This is a genomic window from Pseudomonas glycinis (genome assembly GCF_054871425.1).
Window position 1 is genome coordinate 375,633 of sequence record NZ_JBTYHF010000003.1, and the last position, 18,717, is coordinate 394,349.

Below are 18,717 nucleotides of genomic sequence, written 5' to 3' on the forward strand. Positions count from 1 at the left end.
CAAGACAAAGCATGGCTTGGGGATTAGAATGTCGCGCATTCTCTTTTGGTGACAGCGATATGACTGATCAGCGCAAAGGCAGCGATGCCGAACCCACCACTCACTTCGGCTTCAAAAACGTTCCGGAAAGCCAGAAAGCGGAAAAAGTCGCTGAGGTTTTCCATTCCGTAGCCGCTAAATACGACCTGATGAACGACCTTCTGTCGGGCGGCATGCACCGTCTGTGGAAGCGTTTCGCGATCGAGCTTTCCGGCGTGCGCAGCGGCAACCGCGTGCTCGACATCGCCGGTGGCACCGGCGACCTGACCCGCAAGTTCTCGAACCTCGTCGGCCCGACCGGCCAGGTCGTGCTGGCCGACATCAACGAGTCGATGCTCAAGGTCGGCCGTGATCGTCTGCTCGATCTGGGCGTTGCCGGCAACGTCGAATTCGTCCAGGCCGACGCGGAAAAACTGCCGTTCCCGGACAACCATTTCGACTGCGTGACCATCGCCTTCGGCCTGCGCAACGTGACGCACAAAGAGGACGCGCTGCGTTCGATGCTGCGCGTGCTCAAGCCCGGCGGACGCCTGCTGGTGCTGGAATTCTCCAAGCCGACCAACGCGCTGATGTCGAAAGCCTACGACGCCTACTCGTTCGCCTTCATGCCGCTGATGGGCAAGCTGATCACCAACGATTCGGAAAGCTATCGCTACCTGGCCGAATCGATCCGCATGCACCCGAATCAGGAAACCCTGAAGTCGATGATGGTCGAGGCCGGTTTCGACCGCGTGACCTATCACAACATGACCGCAGGCATCGTCGCCCTGCACCGCGGCATCAAGCCCTGATGTTGCTTACCGGGCTGCTCGCCAGCGTCGAACTCGGCCTCAACCGGGTGCTGCGTCTCGACAGCACGGCGCTGCCGCGCCTGGCGCATCTGACCGGCAAGGTGATTGCCGTCGACTGCCGCAGCCCGGCGCTGCAACTGTTCATCCTGCCCAGCGACGAAGGCTTGATGCTCGCCTCGCAGTGGGCAGCGGATGTCGATTGCACGTTGCGCGCACCGGCCTCGATCCTGGTGAAACTGGCCCTGAGCAAAGACAAGACCGCCGTGCTGCACGCACCGGAAGTCGAGCTCGATGGCGACAGCGGCGTGCTGCTGGAGCTGGCCGGCGTACTGCAGGATCTTGAGCTGGACTGGGAGTACGAACTCTCGCGCTGGCTCGGCCCGGTCGCCACGCAACTGCTCGGTGGTCACCTGCGCAGCCGCGCGCGCTGGTATCAACAAGGATTTGCCAGCCTCAACCAGAATCTTGCCGAATACCTCGCCGAAGAATCGCGCACCCTCGTCGGGCAGCGCGAAGCCGAAGCGCGGTTCAGCGAACTGGACCGGATCAAACTTGATCTGGAACGACTCGAGGCGCGTTTCGAGCGCCTTTCCCGATCCCTCGACCCAAGCGATAACGCATGAAGCTGCTTGCCGTCCGCCGTCTGTTGCGCATCCAGCGCGTCGTGATCCGCTACCGCCTCGATGACCTGCTGTTCGATCTGCCACTGCCCTGGTTCCTTCTGGCCGTGCGCTTTTTGCTGCCGTGGCGCTGGCTGCCGCGCAAGCCGCTGGAACTCAATCGTGGTGCGCGCTTGCGTCTGGCGTTGCAGGATCTGGGGCCGATCTTCATCAAGTTCGGGCAGATTCTTTCGACCCGCCGCGACCTGTTGCCGGAAGACATCGCCGATGAGCTGATGCTGCTGCAGGACCGCGTGCCGCCGTTCGATTCGCAAGTGTCGATCAAGCTGATCGAAGAACAGCTGGGCAAGAAAATCAGCGAAGTGTTCAGCCGTTTCGACGTCGCCCCGCTGGCCTCGGCCTCGGTAGCGCAGGTGCATGCGGCGCAGCTCAAAAGCGGCGAAGAAGTCGTGGTCAAGGTCATTCGCCCGGGCCTGAAACCGATCATCGCGCAGGATCTGGCATGGCTGTTCATCCTTGCCCGCGCCGCCGAGAAGTTCTCCGCTGACGCGCGCCTGCTGCACCCGGTCGATGTGGTGCAGGATTATGAAAAGACCATTTACGACGAACTCGATCTGTTGCGCGAGGCGGCCAACGCCAGCCAGTTGCGCCGCAACTTCGAAGGCTCGCAGCTGCTGTACGTGCCGCAAGTCTATTGGGACTGGTGCCGGCCGAAAGTGCTGGTGATGGAGCGCATCTACGGGATTCAGGTCACCGACCTGGCGACCCTCGCTGACCAGCGCACCGACATGAAAATGCTCGCCGAGCGCGGCGTGGAGATTTTCTTCACGCAAGTGTTCCGCGACAGCTTCTTCCACGCCGACATGCACCCGGGCAACATCTTCGTCAGCACGGTCAATCCGTGGAGCCCGCAATACATCGCGATCGACTGCGGCATCGTCGGCAGCCTGACCCCGGAAGACCAGGATTATCTGGCGCGCAACCTGTTCGCGTTCTTCAAGCGTGACTACCGCCGCGTGGCGCAGTTGCACATCGATTCGGGCTGGGTGCCGGCGGAAACCAAACTCAACGAATTCGAAGCAGCGATCCGTACCGTGTGTGAACCGATCTTCGAAAAACCGTTAAAAGATATTTCATTTGGCCAGGTGCTGATGCGCCTGTTCCAGACCGCTCGCCGTTTCAACATGGAAGTGCAGCCGCAACTGGTGCTGTTGCAGAAGACCTTGCTGAACATCGAAGGCCTCGGTCGTCAGCTGTACCCGGATCTGGATCTGTGGAACACCGCGCAGCCGTTTCTCGAGCGCTGGATGCGCGAACGCGTCAGCCCGAAAGCCTTGCTGGGCAACGTGCAGAGCCAGCTGGAGCAGATTCCGCACCTGTCGAACATGGCCCGCGATTTGCTCGAACGCATGTCGCAACCCCACGCCAAAGACCCACCGCCGCCGTGGCGCAAACGCAAGGACGACTGGTTCCTGCGCCTGCTCGGCTGCGCGCATCTGGCCGGCGGCGCGATCCTCGCTGCGGGTGGTCCGCTGACCGAGTGGGCGCACTGGCCCGCCGGAATCATGATCGCGGTCGGTTTGTATCTGGTCGTTCGCCGATAGCACGAATCAGCTGCAAGTTATAAGCTGCCAGCTGCAAGCTTGACGACACCGGAACACCGCAACCTGCTTTTACTTGCAGCTTGAAGCTTGAAACTCGAAGCTGCTTTTCAGGAATTGAAGATGAAAAACTGGCTGGACGAGATCAAGTGGGACGCTGACGGCCTGGTGCCGGCGATTGCCCAGGATCACAAGACCGGGCGCGTATTGATGATGGCCTGGATGAACCGCGAAGCGCTCGAACTGACCGCTGCGGAGAATCGTGCAATCTACTGGTCACGTTCCCGTGGCAAGCTGTGGCGCAAGGGCGAAGAGTCCGGCCATGTGCAGACCCTGCATGAAATGCGCCTGGACTGTGACGCCGACGTGATCATCCTGATGGTTGAACAGATCGGCGACATCGCCTGCCACACCGGCCGTCAAAGCTGCTTTTACCGGGTCTTCGAAAACGGCGACTGGAAAACGGTCGACCCGGTTCTGAAAGACCCGCACGCTATCTATTCCGCAGGACACACACATGAGTGACACCCTGACCCGCCTCGCTCAGGTACTTGAAGAGCGCAAAGGCGCAGCCGCCGACAGTTCGTATGTCGCCAGCCTGTATCACAAGGGGCTGAACAAGATTCTGGAGAAAGTCGGCGAAGAGTCGGTCGAAACCATTATTGCCGCCAAGGATGCCGCCATCAGCGGCGATTGCAGTGATGTGATCTACGAGACCGCCGACCTGTGGTTCCACAGCATGGTCATGCTCGCCCAACTGGGGCAGCATCCGCAGGCCGTGCTGGATGAACTGGACCGTCGCTTCGGCCTGTCCGGACACGTCGAGAAAGCCTCGCGTCCGTCCGCCTGAACAACTTTTAGAGAGGAATCGCCACATGGGCATTTTTGACTGGAAACACTGGGTCGTCATTCTGATTGTCGTGGTGCTGGTATTCGGTACCAAGAAACTGAAAAACCTCGGCACCGACGTTGGCGAATCGATCAAGGGCTTTCGCAAAGCCATGAACGACGACGAAAAACCGGCCGAGCCGAGCGTGACCCCGCCGGCCCAGCCAGTGCCACCGGTGCAGCCGCAAACCACCGCTCACGCCAACCCGCCGCACACCATCGACGTGCAGGCGCAAAAAGTCGAAGAGCCGATCCGCAAAGACGTGTGAGCACTGACTAATGTTTGGTATCAGCTTCTCTGAACTGCTGCTCGTCGGCCTCGTCGCCCTGCTGGTGCTCGGCCCCGAGCGTCTGCCGGGCGCTGCGCGCACCGCCGGTCTGTGGGTCGGCCGCCTGAAGCGCAGCTTCAACGCGATCAAACAGGAAGTTGAACGTGAAATCGGTGCCGACGAGATCCGTCGGCAACTGCACAACGAACATATTCTGTCGCTGGAGCAAGAGGCGCGGAAGATTTTCAATCCGAGCCAACAGGAGCCGACGCCGGTCGAGCCTGTGGGCGAGCAGACGATTCACAGCGCTGCCGCTCCGACTGCACCTGCACCTGCACCTGTTGTAACACCGCCAGGACCGGCGCCGGTTACTGCGAATACATCGGTTGAACACGTAGCGCCCTCCGCCGCGCCGACTACACCAGCGCCTCAAGACCCTACACTGCCGCCGCGAGCCCCATGAGCGATCTTCCGGAAAACGACCAGCACATGCCGCTGGTTTCGCACCTCACCGAGTTGCGCACCCGCCTGCTGCGTTGCGTGGCGGCGATCTTCATTATCTTTGCCGGGCTGTTCGCGTTCACCCAGCAGATCTACACCTTCGTCTCGACGCCGCTGCGCCAGTACCTGCCGGTCGGCGCGACGATGATCGCCACTGACGTGTCGTCGCCGTTCCTGACGCCGCTGAAACTGACGATGATGGTTTCGCTGTTCCTCGCGATTCCGGTGATCCTGCATCAGATCTGGGGCTTTATCGCACCGGGCCTGTACAAGCATGAAAAACGCGTCGCGGTGCCGCTGCTGATCTCCAGCATCCTGCTCTTCTACATCGGCATGGCGTTCGCCTATTACTTCGTCTTCCCATTGATCTTCAAGTTCTTCGCCGCTGCCACCCCGGCCGGCGTGGAGATGATGACCGACATCGCCAGCTACCTCGATTTCGTCATGACGCTGTTCTTCGCCTTCGGCGTGGCGTTCGAGATTCCGGTGGCCGTGGTCCTGCTGGTGTGGATCGGCGTGGTCGACGTCAAATACCTGAAGAAGATCCGCCCGTACGTGATCATCGGCTGCTTCGTGGTCGGCATGATCCTGACCCCGCCGGACATCTTCTCGCAGACACTGCTGGCTGTGCCGATGTGGATGCTGTTCGAGATCGGCATCCTCTTCGGCGCGCTGGTCAGCAAGCGCGAACGCCCGGACGAAACGCCGGCCGACGACCACAACGACCAGCCGCCAGCGACCCAGGCATGAACCTGCTGCTGCTCGAAGAGGCCGACTTCATTGCGGCCGACCGCGTGATTCTGCGTGATCGCCGCCTGATCCACATGCAGGAAGTGCATCGTTCGGAAGTCGGCGACAGCCTGCGCGTCGGGCGCATCAACGGGTTGATGGGTTCGGCCGAGTTGCTGCGTCTGGAAGCCGGCGAAGCGGAGCTGCGCGTCAACCTCGATCAGCCACCGCCGGCCAAACTGCCGCTGACCCTGGTGCTGGCCCTGCCCCGGCCGAAAATGCTCCGCCGCGTGTTCCAGACCGTCGCGACCATGGGCGTGGCCAAGGTGATTCTGGTCAACAGCTATCGCGTCGAAAAAAGCTTCTGGCAGACGCCGTTTCTGGAGCCGGAAGCGATTCGTGAGCAGTTGATCCTCGGGCTCGAACAGGCTCGCGATACGGTGCTGCCAGAGATCGTCATCGAAAAGCGCTTCAAGCCTTTCGTTGAAGATCGCTTGCCGGCGATCGCCGAGGGCACCCTCGGCCTGGTAGGCCACCCCGGCAACTTCCCGCCCTGCCCGCGCGCTCTGAGCGAACCGGTGACCCTGGCCATCGGCCCCGAGGGTGGCTGGATTCCCTACGAAATCGATCTGCTGGCCAAATCCGGCCTGCAACCGGTGCAACTGGGCGAGCGCATCCTGCGCGTCGAAACCGCCGTCACCGCCCTGCTTGCACGCCTGTTCTAGCGCGACACCGATCCTGTGTAGGAGCTGCCGAAAGCTGCGATCTTTTGATCTTGTTTTTAAGAGCAAGATCAAAGGATCGCAGCCTCGTTGCACTCGTCAGCTCCTACAAGCTTCTACGGTCGCGGACAAGTGGCGTTACAGATTGCCATCACCCAGCCGATACAGCCCCTATAAGTCCAATTAAGTGGTCCGAAGGGAGTGGTCGCATGTACCGTTGGTTAGCCGAGAGTCTTGGAAACGTCAGCGTCAAACGCAAGCTGGGCATCGGTTTCGGCCTGGTGCTGTTGCTGACGCTGTTGATCACGTTCACCGGCTGGACCGGCATGAGCGGCATCATCAGCCGTGGCGACAAGCTCGGCTTCATTTCCAGCCTCAATGAGCTGACCAAAGACCTGCGCCTGGCGCGCATGGACTACGACATGCGTCGTGGTGAACAGGGTCCGGGCGCGGTCAATGAATTGCTCAGCAAACTCGAAAGCGGTCTGCAATCGGCACGCGGCATGATCGAGCAGCCATCCGATGTGGCGATGGTCGATCAACAGCTTGCTGCGGTCGCCGAATACAAACGCGCTTTCGGCGAAATGACCCAGGCCACCGTCCAGCGTGAAGACGCGCGCAGCAAGCTTGGCGCCAATGCCGATAATGCCGTGGCCAAGGTCGGCGAAGTCGAAAGTGCACTGCTGCAAGGTGACAGCGTTGCGCAGTACAACGCGGTGATCGAGCTGAGCAAACTGTTGCAGCAGGCGCGCTATCAGGTGCGCGGCTACACCTACAGCGGCAAGGCCGATGCCGAGCAACCGGCGCTGACCGCCATCGACAACGCCCTGAAAAACCTCGAAAGCCTGCCGGCCCGCGTGCCAGAGCAGCACATCGCCAACCTGCAGCAGGCCACGGACTCGCTCAAGGCCTATCGCGCCGCCGTCGCTCAATTCCGTGATTCGCAGGTCAAGAACACTGCTGCACTGGCGAACATGTCGGCTCAGGGCGAGATCCTGATGTCGGTCAGCAAGAAGCTCACCGAATCGCAAACCGTGGTGCGCGACACCGACGCCGCCCACGCCAAGAACATGCTGCTGATCGCCACCGTGCTGGCGCTGGTGTTCGGTTTGCTGGCAGCGTGGATCATCACTCGGCAGATCATCATTCCGCTGACCCAGACCCTGAAAGTCGCCGAGCGCGTTGCCGCCGGCGACCTGACCCACAACCTGGTTTCCCTGCGTCGCGATGAACTCGGTCAATTGCAGCGCTCGATGCAAAGCATGACCCAAGGCCTGCGCGAGTTGATCGGCGGTATCAGCGACGGCGTCACGCAGATCGCCAGCGCCGCTGAAGAGCTATCCGCGGTGACCGAGCAGACCAGCGCCGGGGTCAATAATCAGAAGATCGAGACCGATCAGGTCGCCACCGCTATGAACGAAATGGCGGCTACCGTGCAGGAAGTCGCGCGCAACGCTGAAGAAGCTTCTGAGGCCGCTGTCGCCGCTGATCAACAGGCCCGCGAAGGTGACAAGGTCGTCGGCGAAGCCATCGCCCAGATCGAACGTCTGGCGGTCGAGGTCGGCCACTCCACCGAAGCCATGGGCGAGCTCAAGCGTGAAAGCGACAAGATCGGCAGCGTCCTCGATGTGATCAAGTCGGTGGCCCAGCAAACCAACCTGCTGGCCCTCAACGCCGCCATCGAAGCGGCCCGCGCCGGTGAAGCCGGACGTGGTTTCGCCGTGGTTGCCGACGAAGTTCGCAGCCTCGCCCAGCGCACGCAGAAGTCCACCGAAGAGATCGAGGAGCTGATCGTCGGTCTGCAAAACGGTACCCAGCAAGTGGCGACGATCATGGACAACAGCCGCAGCCTCACCGACAGCAGCGTCGAACTGACCCGGCGTGCCGGTGGCTCACTGGAGAGCATCACCCGCACTGTGTCGGCGATCCAGGCAATGAACCAGCAGATCGCCGCAGCCGCCGAGCAGCAGAGCGCCGTGGCCGAAGAGATCAACCGCAGCGTGCTGAACGTGCGCGATGTGTCCGATCAGACCTCGGCGGCGAGCGAGGAGACTGCCGCATCCAGCGTTGAACTGGCGCGACTGGGCACGCATCTGCAGATGCTGGTCGGCCGTTTCAAAGTCTGAGTTGATGCACAACCTCGGTTCGCCTGGAACCGAGGTGATGCCATTCGCGAGCAGGCTCGCTCCCACAGGGAAACGCATTCCAAGGTGGGAGCGAGCCTGCTCGCGAAGGCAGCGGCGCGGTTTGCGCGTCGTAGGTAACGGGCGCGCCAATTCGGCGACGGATACTTTGCACTGGTTTTAGGCTTTATCCGGATTTGTTCGCAAATCAGCGGACATAAAAAACCCCGCTGAATCAGCGGGGTTTTTTTATCAGGCCGGCTGAGCCGGCAGGCTCACCGGTCGCAGCGGCAGCAACGGCGCATGCGGATCGGCTTTCACCGAAGCGCGCCAGGCGTCCAGCCACTCAGCGTGACCTTCGGCCCAGACCTGCTCGTGCAGGCGTGCCAGTGCGACAGGGTCGCTAAGCAGTTGCAGGCGATCATGGTTGTTCAGCCCGGCCGGGCCGACCTTGATCGCGTGACGCACGCGTTCCTGACGCAGCCACTCGATCGGCTCGGCCTGGCCGTGACGCGAGGTCGCCAGCGAGCACGCCAAGGCGTTCTGCTGAGGATCGACCACGGCGCGGACGAAGCCGTCGTTGAGGGCGTGATAGCGGTTCTCGTGGGTGTACTGATCGGTTGCCAGCAAGGCCTGTGGCGGATTGTATTCCTCGGGGATGAGGAACAGGCTCTCGTCACGGGTCTTCAGACCAAGGCCGACACGGCTGGAGATCACCGATACCGGGATCGACAGCATCAGCGAACCGACGATCGGCACCAGCCACCAGAGGAAGCTCGGGTTCAGCCAGATCACCAGCAGCGCCCACAAGAAGCCCAGCAACGTCTGCGGACCGTGGCGCTTGACCGCTTCGCTCCACGGCGTCGAGTCGTCGTCACGCTGCGGCGAGTTCCAGGTCGCCGCCCAGCCGAGGAACGCGGCGAGGACGAAGCGGGTGTGGAAAATCATCCGCACCGGCGCCAGCAGCATGGAGAACAGCATCTCCAGCAGCATCGACAGGGTCACCTTGAACTTGCCGCCGAACTCTTTCGCGCCCTTGGCCCAGATCAGGATGATGCTCAACAGCTTCGGCAGGAACAGCAGCACGATGGTCGTCGAGAACAGCGCGATGGCCTTGTCCGGGTGCCATTGTGGCCACAGCGGATAGAGCTGACGCGGTTCGAGGAAGTACTGCGGCTCCATCAGCGTGTTCACCGCCAGCAGCGCGGTCGACAACACCAGGAAGAAGAACCACAACGGCGCCGACAGGTAGGACATCACGCCGGTGAGGAACACCGCGCGGTGCACCGGGTGCATGCCCTTGACCAGGAACAGGCGGAAGTTCATCAGGTTGCCGTGGCACCAGCGACGGTCACGCTTGAGCTCGTCGAGCAGGTTCGGCGGCAACTCTTCGTAACTGCCCGGCAAGTCGTAGGCAATCCACACGCCCCAGCCGGCACGGCGCATCAGCGCAGCTTCGACGAAGTCGTGGGAAAGGATCGCACCGGAGAACGCGCCCTTGCCCGGCAACGGCGCCAGAGCGCAGTGGTCGATGAACGGCTTCATGCGGATGATCGCGTTGTGACCCCAGTAGTGGGATTCACCCAGCTGCCAGAAGTGCAGACCGGCAGTAAACAGCGGGCCGTACACGCGGGTGGCGAACTGCTGCATCCGCGCATACAGGGTGTCCATGCCCGACGCACGTGGCGCGGTCTGGATGATCCCGGCGTCCGGCGTGGCTTCCATCAGACGTACCAGACTGGTCAGGCACTCGCCGCTCATCACCGAATCGGCGTCGAGCACGACCATGTACTTGTAGTCACCACCCCAACGACGGCAGAAGTCGTCGAGGTTGCCGCTCTTGCGTTTCACACGACGGCGACGACGGCGATAGAAGATCTTGCCGAAGCCCTTGGCCTCGCGGCAGACATCCAGCCAGGCCTGTTGCTCGGCGACGCAGATATCGGTGTCGTTACTGTCGCTGAGGACGAAAAAGTCGAAGCGATCCAGATCACCTGTAGCGGCGACCGATTCGAACGTCGCACGCAGACCGGCGAATACACGCGGCACGTCTTCGTTGCAGATCGGCATTACCAGCGCAGTACGCGCATCTTTGGGAATCGGCTCGTTACCGGCGCTTTTCCCGGAGATACGGTATTTATCGTGGCCGGTGAGCAACTCGAGGAAGCCCATCAGCGCGGTCCAGAAACCGGCCGAGACCCAGCAGAACAGAATCCCGAACAGAATCAGGATGCTGGTTTGCAGCGCGTACGGCAGCACTTGCGTGGCGGTTTGCAGCAGCGGCTGATGCAGGACTTCTTCCAGATCGACGAACGACCAGCCCTGGTACGGCATGATGCCTTTCATGTACCAGCCGGCAACGATGGTCTGGCCGAGCATCAGCAGCAACAGAATGTAGCGGCGGATCGAACCGACGGTGCGCCAGCGCGCGGCCGGCAGGACATTGGCGTCCTTTGGCGGCTGCGGCGGATTGGTGCGCCCGGTCAGACGGCGCCAGCCACGCACCAGGATATTAGTGCGCCATGGCTCCGGCACGACCTTGGTGCGGCGGATCGGCGGGGTCGCCTTGAGGCTGACCCGACCACTGGCGTCGAGCATCAGCATTTCCGCTTCAGCCAGTTCTTCGGCAGTGCTCAGGGTCAGACGCTTGCCCACCGAAGCCTGGGCGGCTTCGGCAGGGGCGTCGAATGTCGAGGACGACAGGCGTTCATGCAGCTCGCTGAACGACTGGCAACCCGCGAGTTCCGCGCGTTGCTCGTCGGTCATCGGCAGATGCGCCAGATACTCGGACAGAGTCTCTGGCTGTACTGGTGAATTACTCATCGGCAGGCAACTGATAGCTCCAGGTCTCGGTCAGGACTTCTTCAGTCGGCGCCGATTCCGGTGTGGCTGGGGCCGCGTCGGCAGCGACTGGCTGCTTGGCGTCTTTGTTGGCCTTGTCCTTGGCGTCGGCTGCAGGCTTGGCTTCAGCCTGTTTGGCTTCGGCGGCCTTGGCTTCCTTGTCGAGTTTTTCCTGTTGCTTGGCGGCAACCTTGTCAGCCTTGGCGACCGACGAATTGGACGCCGGCACCGATTTGCCCAGATCTGCGGTGACCACTGGCTGAACCAGGGCGGCACGCATTTCGGTCGCTTTGCTCGGATCCTTGATCTTCATCCGCAGGGTCAGGCGCCAGCCCTTGGTTTCCGGGTTGTAGCGCACGCTGTTCTCGACCAGTTCGGCGTTGTCACCGACGCTGACCTGACTGCGCACGTCGGCATCCGGCGTCAGGGCCGCCAGCGATGGACCTTCGAAGTCGACCAGATAGGCCACGCTGCCATCGGGCTGACGGATCAGGTTCGATTGTTTGACGTCACCGGTCGAACGCAGGGTCTGTGCCACCCAGGCGCTGTCCGGCGCGTGGAGTGCTGCTTCGTCCATGGTCCAGTGCATGCGGTAGGCGAAGTCCAGCGGCTGGCCTGGCTCCGGCATTTTTTCCGGGCTCCAGAACGCAACGATGTTGTCGTTGGTTTCGTCAGCGGTCGGAATCTCTACCAGATCGACAGTGCCCTTGCCCCACTCGCCCTTCGGCTCGATCCAGGCACTCGGGCGCTTGTCGTAGCGGTCGTCGAGGTCTTCGTAGTGGCTGAAGTCACGGCCACGCTGCAGCAGACCGAAACCACGCGGGTTCTCGACGCTAAAGTTGCTCACGGCCAGATGTTTCGGGTTGTTCAGTGGACGCCAGATCCATTCGCCATTGCCGGCATGGATCGACAGACCGCTGGAGTCGTGCAGTTCACGACGGTAGTTGAGCACTTTCGACGGCTGGTTGGCGCCGAACAGGAACATGCTGGTCAGCGGCGCGATACCCAGTTTGCCAACCTTGTCACGCAGGAACATCTGCGCCTTGACGTCGACGATGGTGTCGCTGCCCGGACGCAGGATCAGGCGGTAGGCACCGGTGGCGCGTGGCGAATCGAGCAGAGCGAAGATCACCAGGTGCTTGTCGCCTGGCTTGGGCTGCTGAATCCAGAACTCGCGGAAACGCGGGAATTCTTCACCCGACGGCAGCGCGGTATCGATCGCCAGACCACGGGCCGACAGACCATACGTGTGGCCCTTGCCGACGACGCGGAAGTAACTCGCGCCGAGCATGGTCATGATCTCGTCTTGCTTGTCGGCCTTGTTGATCGGGTACAGCACACGGAAACCGGCATAGCCCAGTTGTTCGGTGGCTTTCGGATCGAATTTCAGATCGCCGAAATCGAAGCGGCTCGGATCGTATTTGATCTCCGAGACGGTATTGGTGGTGATTTCGTTGATTTTCACCGGTGTATCGAAGTGCATACCCTGGTGATAGAAGGAGAGCTTGAACGGCGTCTTCTGATCGGCCCACTCAGCCTTTTCGGTGAGGAAGCGGATCTTCTGGTAGTCCGCGAACTTCATTTCGCGGAATTCGTTCGGCAGGTTGCTGCGCGGGGCTTCGAACTTCTGCCCGGCCAGCTCTTTGGCCTTGGCCGATACGTCGTCAAGATTGAACGCCCAAAGCTGACCGGCGCTGAGCAGGCACAGGAGCGCCGAACCCGCTACCAGAGCACTTCGCATGCGTTTGGCAGACATTTTTGCTGCATTACAGGGACTAACAATCACGAGCAACCCTCGCCGAAAACAGATCAATAAACCAACGGCCAGCAAGCCGTCTGTGTGGCCATTTTTAGTCAGCTTATTTCGGTTCCATGAAGCCAGATACTGCGTTGCTGCTCCTCCCCATAGCGAGCTATGAGTCGTCGCAGCGCCTTGCCTCTGGCTTCATGGCCCTCGAAATAATGCTGACAAAAATGGCCGTACAGACCGCTCATGCCAGGTTGGCGAGCATTGTTCCGACTCCGCCGGGGCAAAATGATTCCCCAATCGGATCCAGACAAGTCTCTACCTAAGTCAAAACGGATCAACGAATGTCGATCCCCGCAGCGCGCGATTATCTAGTAGCCCGGATGACAACGCATCAGGGGTAACAAAGTATTTATCGCGAAAACAGCCTAAAAACAGTCGAAATTGCCGAAAAACATGTTTCAGGCACTGTCAGGTCTGTAACAGGAAGGTTACCGGGCCATCGTTGACCAAGTGCACCTGCATATCGGCGCCGAATCTACCTGATGCCACAGTGCCATGCACCTGTTTCGCCTGACTCAATAAATAGTCGAACAATTCTTCACCCAGCGCCGGCGGTGCAGCCGTGGAAAAGCTCGGACGCAGGCCGCTTTTGGTGTCGGCGGCGAGGGTGAACTGAGAGACCAGCAGCAACCCGCCACCCACATCCGCCAGGGACAGATTCATCTTGCCCTCGGCGTCACTGAATACCCGATAGTTAAGCAGCTTATGCAGAAGTTTGTCGGCGCTGGTACGCGTGTCGTCGGGTTCTACCGCCACCAGCACCAGCAAACCCTGATCGACCGCGCCGACTACCTCGCCGGCGACCTCTACCCGCGCGCCGCGTACGCGTTGCAACAGCGCCTTCATGCTTCTTCGAGCGGCAGGTCGAGCAGGCGCTGGGCCATTTTGCTCGCGGCGCGCACCAGCGCATCGGTGATGCCCGGCTCGGACGCGGCGTGGCCGGCGTCGCGGATCACCTGCAATTCGCTGTTCGGCCAGGCCTGGTGCAATTCCCAGGCGTTGTCGAGCGGGCAGATCACGTCGTAGCGACCGTGAATGATCACGCCGGGCAGATGAGCGATCTTGCCCATGTCGCGAATCAGCTGGTTCGGCTCAAGGAAGGCATTGTTGGTGAAGTAGTGACATTCGATCCGCGCGATCGACAGCGCGCGTTGCGGCTCGGAGAAACGATCGACCACCAGCGGATTCGGGCGCAGGGTCGCGGTGCGCCCTTCCCAGGTCGACCACGCCTTCGCCGCATGCATCTGGGCGATCTGATCGTTGCCGATCAGGCGTTTATGGAAAGCGTTGAGCAGGTCGTCGCGCTCGTCCAGCGGGATCGGCGCGATGTAGTCCTGCCAGTAATCGGGGAACAGACGGCTGGCGCCGGCCTGATAGAACCATTCGATTTCCTGCGGACGGCACAGGAAAATCCCGCGCAGAATCAGACCATGGACCCGCTCCGGGTGGGTTTGCGCGTAGGCCAGCGCCAGGGTCGAACCCCAGGAGCCGCCGAACAGCACCCATTTTTCAATGCCCAGGTGTTTGCGGATGCGCTCCAGGTCCTCGACCAGATCCCAGGTGGTGTTGTTTTCCAGGCTGGCGTGCGGGGTGGAACGACCGCAGCCGCGCTGGTCGAAGGTGACAATGCGATACAGATTCGGATCGAAATAGCGCCGGCTCTGGGCGTCACAGCCGGCGCCGGGGCCACCGTGGATGAACACCACCGGTAAACCCTCCGGCGAGCCGCTTTCATCGACGTACAGCGTATGGGTGTCATCGACAGCCAGATCGTGCCGGGCGTGGGGTTTGATCTGCGGAAACAAAGTCTGCATTGCGCGCTCCGTAAGGGGTCGAGGTCATCCCTGGGGGGACTCGTATTATTCTGCCGTTGGGCATCATAAACCCGATTTGCGTCAATGAGCATGCTCCGGGGCCTGATCGTTCCCACGCTCTGCGTGTGAACGCCTCTGGGGACGCTCCGCGTCCAGTGACGCGGAGCGTCACGGGCTGCATTCCCACGCAGAGCGTGGGAACGATCAAAGATCGCAGCCTTCGGCAGCTCCTGCAGGGGTGCTTCAGGCGTTGTGGTGTTTTTCACCCCAAGCGAGCAGTCCCTGCAGCAATTCCCTGAGCACCACCCGCGTCGGTTCGGCGAGGTCGGCGCGGTAGCGGAACGGTTCGAACTCTTCCATGTAGGTGGACTGGCACAGTTCCAGCTGCACGGCGTGGATGTTCTGCGCCGGGTCGCCGTATTGGCGGGTGATGTGCCCGCCTTTGAAGCGACCGTTGAGCACATGGGTGAACTGCTCGTGCCGCGCGCAGATCGCTTCCAGTTGACTGGCCAGTTGCGGATCACAGCTGGCGCCATTGAACGTGCCGAGGTTGAAGTCTGGCAGTTTGCCGTCGAACAGGTGCGGGATGATCGAGCGGATCGAGTGCGCATCGAACAACAGCGCGTAGCCGAATTCGGCTTTCAATCGCGCCAGCTCTTGCTGCAAGGTGCGATGGTACGGCGTCCAGATCTGCTCCAGGTAAGTCGCGCGCTCCTCTTGCGACGGCTCCAGACCTTGCTGAAACAACGGAATACCGTCGAACAACGTCGCCGGATACAACCCGGTGGTCGCCCCGGCATACAACGGCTTGTCGTCGGACGGCCGGTTGAGGTCGATGACGAAGCGCGAATACTCAGCCGCCAGGGTACTCGCGCCCAGTTCCTCGGCAAAATCGTAGAGCTGCGGGATATGCCAGTCGGTGTCCGGCAAACTCTTCGCGGCGGGGATCAACCCGGCTTCGACCGCCGGGGTCAGATGCACGCCGGCGTGGGGCATGCTGATCAGCAGCGGCACGCGGCCTTGTTTGAAATTCAGAACCTTGTCCACAACCGTTCTCCTACAGATTCGATTCGACGCCGTGACGCACGACGCGCTTGTCCAGATCGCCACCGAGCCAATAGGCCAGATCCGCCGGACGCTCGATGTCCCACGCGACAAAGTCGGCGACCTTGCCAACCTCCAGCGAGCCATGGGTCTGCGCCATGCCCAACGCCTGCGCGGCATGGATGGTCGCTCCGGCCAGAGCTTCTTCCGGGGTCATGCGGAAGCAGGTGCAGGCCATGTTCAGCATCAGACGCAACGACAGCGCTGGCGAGGTGCCGGGGTTGAGGTCGCTGGCGATGGCGATTTTCACCTTGTGCTTGCGCAGCGCGTCCATTGGCGGCAATTGGGTTTCGCGCAGAAAGTAGAACGCGCCTGGCAGCAGCACGGCGACGGTGTCGGCGGCGGCCATGGCGATGGCATCGTCCTCATCCATGAATTCCAGATGATCGGCGGACAAGGCTTTGTAGCGCGCGGCGAGGCTGGAGCCGTGCAGCGAGGACAATTGCTCGGCGTGGAGTTTCACCGGCAGACCGAGTTGTTGCGCGGCGACGAACACCCGCTCGACCTGCTCCGGCGAGAATGCCAGGTATTCGCAGAACGCATCCACGGCATCGACCAGACCTTCGGCGGCAAGGGCCGGGAGCATCTGCTCGCAGACCAGATCGATGTAGTCGTCGGCGCGATCCTTGTACTCCGGCGGCAACGCGTGCGCCGCCAGGCAAGTGCTGCGCACGCTTATCGGCAGCTCTTCGGCCAGGCGCCGGATGACCTGCAGCAGCTTGCGCTCGTTGGCCAGATCGAGACCGTAGCCGGATTTCATTTCCACCGTGGTCACGCCGTCGCGCATCAGGCTTTTCAGGCGTTTGGCGGCGCTGGCGAACAGCTCGTCCTCAGTGGCTTCGCGAGTGGCGCGCACGGTGCTGGCGATGCCGCCGCCCTGCGCGGCGATATCGGCATAGCTGACGCCTTGCAGACGCTGCTCGAACTCACCGCTGCGGTTGCCGCCGAACACGGTGTGGGTGTGGCAGTCGATCAGACCGGGGGTGACCCACGCACCCTGCAAATCATTGACCGCCGGGTATTCGGCGGACGGCAATTGAGTGCGCAGGCCGATCCACTCGATCAGCGTGCCGGATGTAACGATCGCGGCATCCTCGATGATCGAATAGGCGCCGTTGGCCATGGTTGCGACGTGGCAGTGTTGCCAGAGGGTTTTCATCCCGGTTCCTCTTATAGTGATCGTTCCCACGCTCTGCGTGGGAATGCAGCCCGTGACGCTCCGCGTCACTGGACGCGGAGCGTCCCTTGAGGCATTCCCACGCAGAGCGTGGGAACGATCAGTGGGTAGGGTTAAAGGCTCGGCAAAAGCTTCGCCGGCACCAGCTCGGTCAAACACCGCGACGCCAGCAATTGCGTCGCAGCATTGATGTCCGGCGCAAAGAAGCGATCCTTTTCATAGAACGGCACTTCCTTGCGCAAAATCGCCCGTGCCTGTTCCAGCTTCGGCGAGGTCTTCAGACCGTTGCGCAGATCCAGGCCCTGCACCGCCGCCAGCCATTCCACGGCGAGAATGCCGCGAGTGTTCTCAGCCATTTCCCACAGCCGCTTGCCGGCGGCCGGGGCCATCGACACGTGGTCTTCCTGGTTGGCCGAGGTCGGCAGGCTGTCCACCGAATGCGGGTGGGACAACGCCTTGTTTTCGCTGGCCAGCGCCGCAGCGGTGACCTGGGCGATCATGAAACCGGAGTTCACCCCGCCATTGGCCACCAGGAACGGCGGCAGCTGCGACATGTGCTTGTCCATCATCAGCGAGATGCGCCGCTCGCTCAGCGAGCCGATTTCAGCGATGGCCAATGCCATGTTGTCAGCAGCCATGGCCACCGGTTCAGCGTGGAAGTTGCCGCCGGAAATCACGTCGCCTTCGGCGGCGAATACCAAAGGGTTGTCGGAAACCGCGTTGGCTTCGACCGCCAGCACTTCAGCGGCCTGACGGAACTGGGTCAGGCAGGCGCCCATGACTTGCGGCTGGCAGCGCAGCGAGTACGGGTCCTGGACCTTGTCGCAATTCTGGTGCGAGGCGGAGACTTCGCTGCGCTCGCCGAGCAGATCGCGGTAGGCCGCAGCAGCATCGATCTGCCCTCTCTGCCCACGCGCGGCATGAATGCGCGCGTCGAAAGGCGAGCGCGAACCGAGCACGGCTTCAACAGTAAGACTGCCCAGCGCCACTGCACCGGCAAACAGATCCTCGCCTTCGAACAAACCGCGCAGGGCAAACGCCGTGGAAACCTGGGTACCGTTGAGCAGCGCCAGACCTTCTTTAGCCGCTAAAGTCAGCGGCGCCAGGCCGGCGACTTTCAGTGCTTCGGTGGCTTCAAGCCATTCGCCCTTGTAGCGGGCCTTGCCCTCGCCCAGCAGCACCAGCGACATGTGCGCCAACGGCGCCAGATCCCCCGACGCACCGACCGAACCTTTCAACGGAATATGCGGATAGACCTCGGCATTGATCAGCGCGATCAGCGCATCGATCACCTGCCGACGGATGCCGGAGAAACCCCGGCTGAGGCTGTTGACCTTGAGCACCATGATCAGTCGTACAAGGTCATCGCTGATCGGCTGGCCGACCCCGGCCGCGTGCGAGAGCACCAGCGAACGCTGCAGGTTCTCCAGGTCTTCGCTGGCGATGCGCGTCGAGGCCAGCAGCCCGAAACCGGTGTTGATGCCATAGGCGGTGCGGTTCTCGGCGAGGATCTGCTCGACACAGGCGACGCTGGCCTCGATCTGCGCGCTGGCGCTGTTGTCGAGAGTCAGTGTGACCGGATGCTGGTAGACGTCACGCAGTTGGGCCAGGCTCAGTTGGCCGGGGATCAGGTTCAGCGCAGTCATTAAAATGCTCCTGTTAGGCATTGTTATTAACTACCAGTCGCT

17 protein-coding genes and 1 pseudogene are annotated in these 18,717 nt (G+C 61.6%); 11 read left to right on the forward strand and 7 right to left on the reverse strand.

Annotated elements, in window-relative coordinates:
* The first annotated feature begins 59 nt into the window (after window positions 1-59).
* The 11 genes and pseudogenes from ubiE to ACYSTU_RS09325 all read left to right on the forward strand — a co-directional run bounded on the left by ubiE (window position 60) and on the right by ACYSTU_RS09325 (window position 8,286).
* Complete coding sequence (ubiE, locus tag ACYSTU_RS09275; protein WP_016772069.1) at window positions 60-830, forward strand: bifunctional demethylmenaquinone methyltransferase/2-methoxy-6-polyprenyl-1,4-benzoquinol methylase UbiE; 771 nt, start codon at window positions 60-62, stop codon at window positions 828-830.
* Window positions 830-1,453, forward strand: coding sequence for a ubiquinone biosynthesis accessory factor UbiJ (locus tag ACYSTU_RS09280; RefSeq protein ID WP_333715957.1), 624 nt, complete (start codon window positions 830-832; stop codon window positions 1,451-1,453). The genes ubiE and ACYSTU_RS09280 overlap by 1 nt, the downstream gene beginning before the upstream one ends.
* The gene (gene ubiB, locus ACYSTU_RS09285; protein ID WP_024011256.1) at window positions 1,450-3,054 is read left to right on the forward strand and encodes a ubiquinone biosynthesis regulatory protein kinase UbiB; all 1,605 of its coding nucleotides are present in this window, start codon (window positions 1,450-1,452) and stop codon (window positions 3,052-3,054) included. Before ACYSTU_RS09280 ends, ubiB begins: the two co-directional genes overlap by 4 nt.
* Before the next feature lie 120 nt (window positions 3,055-3,174).
* A complete protein-coding gene (gene hisI / locus ACYSTU_RS09290) occupies window positions 3,175-3,576 on the forward strand; it encodes a phosphoribosyl-AMP cyclohydrolase (RefSeq protein ID WP_007899278.1) in 402 nt (133 codons plus the stop codon).
* Window positions 3,569-3,901, forward strand: a complete 333-nt coding sequence (locus ACYSTU_RS09295) for a phosphoribosyl-ATP diphosphatase (protein ID WP_003220849.1) — start codon at window positions 3,569-3,571, stop codon at window positions 3,899-3,901. Before hisI ends, ACYSTU_RS09295 begins: the two co-directional genes overlap by 8 nt.
* A gap of 25 nt (window positions 3,902-3,926) precedes the next feature.
* The gene (locus ACYSTU_RS09300; RefSeq protein ID WP_498997625.1) at window positions 3,927-4,208 is read left to right on the forward strand and encodes a twin-arginine translocase TatA/TatE family subunit; all 282 of its coding nucleotides are present in this window, start codon (window positions 3,927-3,929) and stop codon (window positions 4,206-4,208) included.
* A 10-nt stretch (window positions 4,209-4,218) separates the two neighbouring features.
* Window positions 4,219-4,671 (forward strand): Sec-independent protein translocase protein TatB, encoded by a 453-nt coding sequence (gene tatB, locus ACYSTU_RS09305; RefSeq protein WP_498997629.1) that lies wholly within the window; start codon window positions 4,219-4,221, stop codon window positions 4,669-4,671.
* On the forward strand, window positions 4,668-5,459 hold the full coding sequence (gene tatC / locus ACYSTU_RS09310) for a twin-arginine translocase subunit TatC (RefSeq protein WP_016772075.1): 792 nt from the start codon (window positions 4,668-4,670) through the stop codon (window positions 5,457-5,459). The genes tatB and tatC overlap by 4 nt, the downstream gene beginning before the upstream one ends.
* Window positions 5,456-6,163, forward strand: coding sequence for a 16S rRNA (uracil(1498)-N(3))-methyltransferase (locus ACYSTU_RS09315; RefSeq protein ID WP_016772076.1), 708 nt, complete (start codon window positions 5,456-5,458; stop codon window positions 6,161-6,163). Before tatC ends, ACYSTU_RS09315 begins: the two co-directional genes overlap by 4 nt.
* 323 nt (window positions 6,164-6,486) lie before the next feature.
* Window positions 6,487-7,431, forward strand: a pseudogene (locus ACYSTU_RS09320) (methyl-accepting chemotaxis protein); the annotation flags it as partial.
* Between the two features lie 141 nt (window positions 7,432-7,572).
* On the forward strand, window positions 7,573-8,286 hold the full coding sequence (locus ACYSTU_RS09325) for a methyl-accepting chemotaxis protein (RefSeq protein ID WP_371262571.1): 714 nt from the start codon (window positions 7,573-7,575) through the stop codon (window positions 8,284-8,286).
* 249 nt (window positions 8,287-8,535) lie between these two features.
* On the opposite strand, the gene mdoH is transcribed toward ACYSTU_RS09325, so the two are convergent.
* From mdoH to hutH, 7 genes are all read right to left on the reverse strand, one after another.
* Window positions 8,536-11,106 (reverse strand): glucans biosynthesis glucosyltransferase MdoH, encoded by a 2,571-nt coding sequence (mdoH, locus tag ACYSTU_RS09330; RefSeq protein ID WP_498997631.1) that lies wholly within the window; start codon window positions 11,104-11,106, stop codon window positions 8,536-8,538.
* Window positions 11,099-12,880 (reverse strand): glucan biosynthesis protein G, encoded by a 1,782-nt coding sequence (locus tag ACYSTU_RS09335; protein WP_162098724.1) that lies wholly within the window; start codon window positions 12,878-12,880, stop codon window positions 11,099-11,101. Before ACYSTU_RS09335 ends, mdoH begins: the two co-directional genes overlap by 8 nt.
* A gap of 462 nt (window positions 12,881-13,342) precedes the next feature.
* Window positions 13,343-13,780, reverse strand: coding sequence for a D-aminoacyl-tRNA deacylase (dtd, locus tag ACYSTU_RS09340; protein WP_122601419.1), 438 nt, complete (start codon window positions 13,778-13,780; stop codon window positions 13,343-13,345).
* Window positions 13,777-14,748, reverse strand: coding sequence for a prolyl aminopeptidase (pip, locus tag ACYSTU_RS09345; RefSeq protein ID WP_024011249.1), 972 nt, complete (start codon window positions 14,746-14,748; stop codon window positions 13,777-13,779). The genes dtd and pip overlap by 4 nt, the downstream gene beginning before the upstream one ends.
* Before the next feature lie 243 nt (window positions 14,749-14,991).
* Entirely contained in the window at window positions 14,992-15,795 is an 804-nt protein-coding gene (gene hutG, locus ACYSTU_RS09350; RefSeq protein ID WP_498997636.1) for an N-formylglutamate deformylase, read from the reverse strand.
* 10 nt (window positions 15,796-15,805) lie between these two features.
* Complete coding sequence (gene hutI, locus ACYSTU_RS09355; RefSeq protein ID WP_498997639.1) at window positions 15,806-17,011, reverse strand: imidazolonepropionase; 1,206 nt, start codon at window positions 17,009-17,011, stop codon at window positions 15,806-15,808.
* Window positions 17,012-17,142: 131 nt separating this feature from the next.
* On the reverse strand, window positions 17,143-18,675 hold the full coding sequence (hutH, locus tag ACYSTU_RS09360; RefSeq protein WP_498997641.1) for a histidine ammonia-lyase: 1,533 nt from the start codon (window positions 18,673-18,675) through the stop codon (window positions 17,143-17,145).
* Window positions 18,676-18,717 lie beyond the last annotated feature (42 nt).

Coding starts and splice junctions, on each gene's coding strand:
- ACYSTU_RS09280 (WP_333715957.1), top strand. CDS start 830: ATGTTGCTTACCGGGCTGCTCGCCAGCGTCGAACTCGGCCTCAACCGG.
- ACYSTU_RS09315 (WP_016772076.1), top strand. CDS start 5,456: ATGAACCTGCTGCTGCTCGAAGAGGCCGACTTCATTGCGGCCGACCGC.
- ubiE (WP_016772069.1), top strand. CDS start 60: ATGACTGATCAGCGCAAAGGCAGCGATGCCGAACCCACCACTCACTTC.
- pip (WP_024011249.1), bottom strand. CDS start 14,748: ATGCAGACTTTGTTTCCGCAGATCAAACCCCACGCCCGGCACGATCTG.
- tatB (WP_498997629.1), top strand. CDS start 4,219: ATGTTTGGTATCAGCTTCTCTGAACTGCTGCTCGTCGGCCTCGTCGCC.
- hutH (WP_498997641.1), bottom strand. CDS start 18,675: ATGACTGCGCTGAACCTGATCCCCGGCCAACTGAGCCTGGCCCAACTG.
- ACYSTU_RS09295 (WP_003220849.1), top strand. CDS start 3,569: ATGAGTGACACCCTGACCCGCCTCGCTCAGGTACTTGAAGAGCGCAAA.
- ACYSTU_RS09300 (WP_498997625.1), top strand. CDS start 3,927: ATGGGCATTTTTGACTGGAAACACTGGGTCGTCATTCTGATTGTCGTG.
- hutI (WP_498997639.1), bottom strand. CDS start 17,011: ATGAAAACCCTCTGGCAACACTGCCACGTCGCAACCATGGCCAACGGC.
- ACYSTU_RS09335 (WP_162098724.1), bottom strand. CDS start 12,880: ATGTCTGCCAAACGCATGCGAAGTGCTCTGGTAGCGGGTTCGGCGCTC.
- mdoH (WP_498997631.1), bottom strand. CDS start 11,106: ATGAGTAATTCACCAGTACAGCCAGAGACTCTGTCCGAGTATCTGGCG.
- hisI (WP_007899278.1), top strand. CDS start 3,175: ATGAAAAACTGGCTGGACGAGATCAAGTGGGACGCTGACGGCCTGGTG.
- dtd (WP_122601419.1), bottom strand. CDS start 13,780: ATGAAGGCGCTGTTGCAACGCGTACGCGGCGCGCGGGTAGAGGTCGCC.
- ubiB (WP_024011256.1), top strand. CDS start 1,450: ATGAAGCTGCTTGCCGTCCGCCGTCTGTTGCGCATCCAGCGCGTCGTG.
- tatC (WP_016772075.1), top strand. CDS start 4,668: ATGAGCGATCTTCCGGAAAACGACCAGCACATGCCGCTGGTTTCGCAC.
- ACYSTU_RS09325 (WP_371262571.1), top strand. CDS start 7,573: ATGAACGAAATGGCGGCTACCGTGCAGGAAGTCGCGCGCAACGCTGAA.